This window comes from Nonomuraea zeae (assembly GCF_005889725.1).
In the GTDB taxonomy this organism is placed as follows: domain Bacteria; phylum Actinomycetota; class Actinomycetes; order Streptosporangiales; family Streptosporangiaceae; genus Nonomuraea; species Nonomuraea zeae.
This window is the reverse complement of record NZ_VCKX01000519.1, coordinates 1-4,610: the sequence shown is the minus strand read 5'-3', so window position 1 is coordinate 4,610 and position 4,610 is coordinate 1. Positions and strand designations below refer to the sequence as shown.

Annotated in this window: 4 protein-coding genes; 2 read left to right on the top strand and 2 right to left on the bottom strand. The window is 67.4% G+C overall.

Annotated features, from left to right (window positions below; all coding sequences use genetic code 11):
* Positions 1-234: 234 nt before the first annotated feature.
* Positions 235-408 (bottom strand): FxSxx-COOH cyclophane-containing RiPP peptide, encoded by a 174-nt coding sequence (fxsA, locus tag ETD85_RS60355; RefSeq protein WP_138698779.1) that lies wholly within the window; start codon positions 406-408, stop codon positions 235-237.
* Positions 409-519: 111 nt separating this feature from the next.
* Here fxsA and fxsT point away from each other — a divergent pair, with 111 nt between their 5' ends.
* Both fxsT and ETD85_RS60345 read left to right on the top strand, forming a co-directional pair.
* The gene (fxsT, locus tag ETD85_RS60350; protein WP_240780143.1) at positions 520-3,075 is read left to right on the top strand and encodes an FxSxx-COOH system tetratricopeptide repeat protein; all 2,556 of its coding nucleotides are present in this window, start codon (positions 520-522) and stop codon (positions 3,073-3,075) included.
* Positions 3,076-3,165: 90 nt separating this feature from the next.
* A complete protein-coding gene (locus ETD85_RS60345) occupies positions 3,166-3,540 on the top strand; it encodes a VOC family protein (protein ID WP_138698777.1) in 375 nt (124 codons plus the stop codon).
* A gap of 73 nt (positions 3,541-3,613) precedes the next feature.
* Here the strand turns inward: ETD85_RS60345 and ETD85_RS60340 are convergent.
* Positions 3,614-4,610 (bottom strand): glycosyltransferase family 2 protein (locus ETD85_RS60340; protein ID WP_138698776.1); only part of this gene is annotated, 997 nt, incomplete at its 5' end.

The window sequence follows — 4,610 nt, the reverse complement described above, 5'->3', positions numbered from 1 at the left end:
GGCAGGGTAAGATGTGTATAAGGGACAGGGGCTTGGGCGCGGCGAGGTGAGGTGAGGTGAGGTGAGGTGAGGCGAGCGGGCGGGGCGAGCGGGTGGCGCGAAATTATGGCGTGTACGGGGAGCAAATGCCGCAAAGTGGTGGAAACGAAGGCTGGCGTCGTGGCGGGTGCGGCCCGCAGGTCAGGTGGTGAGCGTCCATGACGCGCTGACCTGGCGGGTGTTCACATATGCGGCTCAGACGGCGGACTGGAATTTCGCCACAGGTGCCACGTTCGCGTTCGCCTCGTCGACGAGACGGCGCACGGCCACGTCCAGCCTGGAGCTTTCGAGGCCTTCCAGCGCACTCAGGCTGATCCCGGTGACGTCAATGAGTCCATCACCATACTCCAACACAGCTTCCTCGTTCATCGCTCTCCCTGATAAATGATCTAGCATGCGGATCCTATCTATCTCTGTGCTGAATATGATGTCTATGCTTGTGTCAGCTGCTGTGAAGACCGGCCGACTCGAGGCGACATCGTGACTACTTCGCACTCGCACCACGAATCTGGCCATGCTCCCTCTGTATGGGGCAAAATCCCCCAAAGAAACAAAAACTTCACTGGCCGGGACGACCTTATCGAGAAGCTCCGAACGGGACTTCAATCCAAGGTCACCGCCGTCCTGCCGCAAGCACAGGACCAGTCTCAACCCGCGCCACACGCCCTGCAAGGGCTCGGCGGGGTGGGCAAGTCGCAACTCGCCATCGAATACGCACACCGCTTCAGACATGCGTACGAACTGGTGTGGTGGGTGCCATCGGCGCAGCCGATGCTGGTGAAGTCGTCGCTGGCGGGGCTGGCTCGCGAGATGCATCTCCGCGTGGGCCCGCAGAGCGTGGAGGACGCGGCGGAGGCCGCCCTGGACGCGCTGCGGCGCGGCGAGCCGTACAAGAACTGGTTGCTGATCTTCGACAACGCCGAGAACCTGGAGATCAACGACACCATCCCGCGCGGCCCCGGGCATGTCCTGATCACCTCGCGCAACCACAGCTGGCAGGGAGTGGTGGACACCCTGCCCGTCGATGTCTTCGAGCGGTCGGAGAGCATCGAGTTCCTGCGCAGGCGCGTCGGCGACGGGATCGACGCGGAGCAGGCCGATCGGCTGGCCGAGGCGCTGGGGGACCTGCCGCTGGCGCTGGAGCAGGCGGGAGCCCTCCAGGCTGAGTCCGGCATGTCGGTCAAGGAATATCTGCGGCTGCTGAAGGAGCAGACGACCCGCCTGCTCGGCGCCAACAAGCCCACCGACTATCCGCTGTCCATGACGGCCGCGTGGGCCACCTCGGTGTCGCAGCTCAAGGCCAGGATGCCGGAGGCCGTCGAGCTGCTGCGCTGCTTCGCGTTCTTCGGCCCCGAGCCGATCCCTCGCGACCTGCTGGACGAGCTGCCCGAGACGTACGCGGCCGGGTCGAAGATCGCCGGGCTGCTGTCCGACCCGATCAAGCTCAGCCAGGTCATCCGCGAGCTGGGCCGCTACGCCCTCGTCCGCATGGACTCCGAGGCCCGGACGGTCACGGTGCACCGGCTGGTGCAGGCGCTGCTGCGTGACGAGCTCGACAAGACGGACGCCGAGTCCTTCCAGCGCGAGGTGCACCTGCTGCTGACCGCCGCGGTCGCCGACTACGAGCCGGACGACATCACGGCATGGCCCCGCTACAACAACCTGCTCGGCCACATCACCCCGGCCGAGGTCAAGGCCAGCCGCGATCCCAACGTCCGCAAGTTCGCACTCAACATCGTGCGTTACCTCTACACCTCCGGCGACTTCGTGTCCGCCCAGGAGCTGGTGCAGGACTTCGCCGACGCGTGGCGGGCCGACAGCGGCGAGGACGACCGCTTCGTGCTGGCCTCCCAGCGCCACTACGCCATCATCATCCGCGAGCTGGGGGCCATCGAGGAGTCCTTCAACAGCAACAAGGCCCTGATGGAACGGATGCGGCGGGTGCTCGGCGACGCCGACGAGGAGACCCTGCTGCTCACCAACAGCCACGGGGCCGACCTGCGCTTCCGTGGCGACTTCGCGGAGGCGCTCAAGCACGACCAGGACTCCCTCGGCCAGCACGAGACCGTCTTCGGCCCCGCCCACCGCCGCACGTTGCGCGCCATGAACAACCTCGCGCTCGACCACCTGCTGCTCGGCGAGTACGAGACGGCGCAGACCCTGCACGCGCGGGTGCTCAAGCTGCAGCGGCAGGCCGGCTCCAAGGCGAGCCGGGCCAACGTGCTGTCCTCGATGAACAACCTGGCCCGCGTCGTCCGGCTCCGAGGCCGCTACCGGGAGGCGTGCGACCTCGGCCAGGACGCCTACGACCTCGGCGTCCAGGAGCTGGGCCAGGACCACCCGTGGACCCTGCGCAGCTCCAAGGACCTGTCGATCGCCAAGCGCCGGGCCGGCATCATCGACGAGGCGCTGGAGATCGCCGAGCGCACCTTCGAGCTGCAGAAGCGCAGCACCAGCCTGGACCACCCCGACACGCTGGCCGCCGCGCTCTGCCTGGCCAACGCGCAGCGGGCGGCCGACCACGTGGAGGACTCGCTGCGGCTGCTGCGGGACATCGTGGAGCGGTTCGCGCTCATGTACGGCGATGATCATCCTTTCAAGTACGGCTGTGACAGCAACTTCGCGCTGCTGCTGCGGGTGAGCGGGAACGAGGAGCGGGCGCGGGAGATCGACGAGGCGGCGCTGGCCGGGTTCGACCGGCGGCTCACTCGTAAGCACTTCTTCTCCTTGACCTGTGCCATCAACCTCGCGAGCGACCTGTCGAGCGTGGGGCTGGTGCACGAGGCGCGGGAAATGGGTGAGCGGACGCTGGCCGACCTGCGGGCCCTGTTCGGTGACGACCACCCGGTCACCCTGGCCGCGGCGGCGAACCTGGTGATCGACCTGGTGGCGACGGGGGCCGAGGAGGAGGCCACGGCGCTGCGGGAGGACGTGCTGGAGCGGTATGACCGGGTGCTCGGGCCCAACCACCCGGATGTGCTGGTGTCCCGTCAGGGGAACCGGCTGGACTTCGACTTCGACCCACCTGTTCTCTAGGCCCGCCTGTCCTCTGGGCCCGAGGGGTTGGTGTTGGTGGAGGCGTGGTCGGGAGGCCTGGGGTGACCGCGCCAGGGTACAAACGATCACATGGCATGCCGTATCACTGAGTTGGTGCTCGACAGTCGGGAGCCTGAGCGTCTTGCGGAGTTCTGGTGCGAGGTGCTCGGTTACGTGGTGCTCGATCGGGTCAGGGGGAGCGTTCAGATAGGTCCAGAGGCGGGGTTCGGCGGGTTGCAGCCGACCATCGCCTTCAATCCGACGGAGAACCCGAAGCTGGGCAAGCTTCCGCTGCACATCGACGTGAATTCGACCGATCGTGATCAGGACGCCGAGCTTGAGCGCTTGCTGGGCATCGGGGCTCGGCAGGTCGACATCGGACAGATGGGCGAGGAGTCCTGGCATGTGCTGGCCGACCCGGAGGGCAACGAGTTCTGCCTGTTGCGCCAGCGCGTGAGCGGTTAGGGCTGTCCGGCGCGTGGTGGTCAGGGCGGTCGGGGTGGGTCGGCCTGGTTGGACGGTCGCGTCGGGGGGTGGGTCAGCGGCCCTTCTCGTAGATGAGGAGGCCGTTCGAAAGGCGCAGGGGGACCATGATCAGCTCGACCACCAGGGCTTTCCAGGCGTAGTAGAGGTTGACCGTCTTGTTCAGGTAGACGTACGGGAGGTTGCGCAGCACGCGGCCGATCGGCAGGCGGCGGCGTCTGGCGGCGTAGACGAGGGCGGGGACGGTGAGGAACAGCTCGCCTCCCGCCCACCACGCCAGCGACCGGGCCACCGGCTCGTGCGCGGTGAACGTGAGGAGCACCGGGGCTGCCCACCACAGCGGTGCCATGAGGATCTCCAGGAGGGCCAGGATGACCCAGGTGGCCAGCATCGGCTTGCGGGTCAGGAGCCGCGGCAGGTGGAGCCGGACGTTCTGCATGAAGCCCGCCATCCAGCGCCACACCTGCCGGCGCAGGTAAGTGAGGGTTTCGGGGTCGGCGGCCCAGGCCATGGCGTCGGACACGTAGACCGCCTTGCGGCCTTCGAGCTGCTGGCTCCAGGTGAAGTCCATGTCCTCGACGATCGTGCGCTCGGGGAAGCCGCCGAACGCGGTGAGAGCCGTCCGCCTGAACACCGAGCAGCAGCCCGAGCAGACCATGGGGCTGTTGGCCAGCTGCTGGATCGGGCGGTGCCAGTGGAAGCCGAAGAGGTATTCGGTGGATCTGCCGCGCTCCCAGGGGGTGCGGGTGAAGCGGGTCTGTACGTTGCCGGCGGCCACGCCCACCTCGGGGTCGGCGAAGGTGGGCTTGATGCGCTCGATGTAGTCGGGGGCGAGGACGGTGTCGGCGTCCACGGCCAGGATCAGGTCGGTGTCGCAGTGGGGCAGGGCGTAGTTCTGGGCCTTGGCCTTGCTGCCGAGGTTACGGGGCGGGCGGAGGACCGTCACGTCGTGGGCCGCGGCCACCTCGCCGGTGCGGTCGGTGGAGCCGTCGTCGATCACGATGATCTTGTCGGGTGGGGTCGATTGGGTGAGGAGGGAGTTGAGCCAGCCC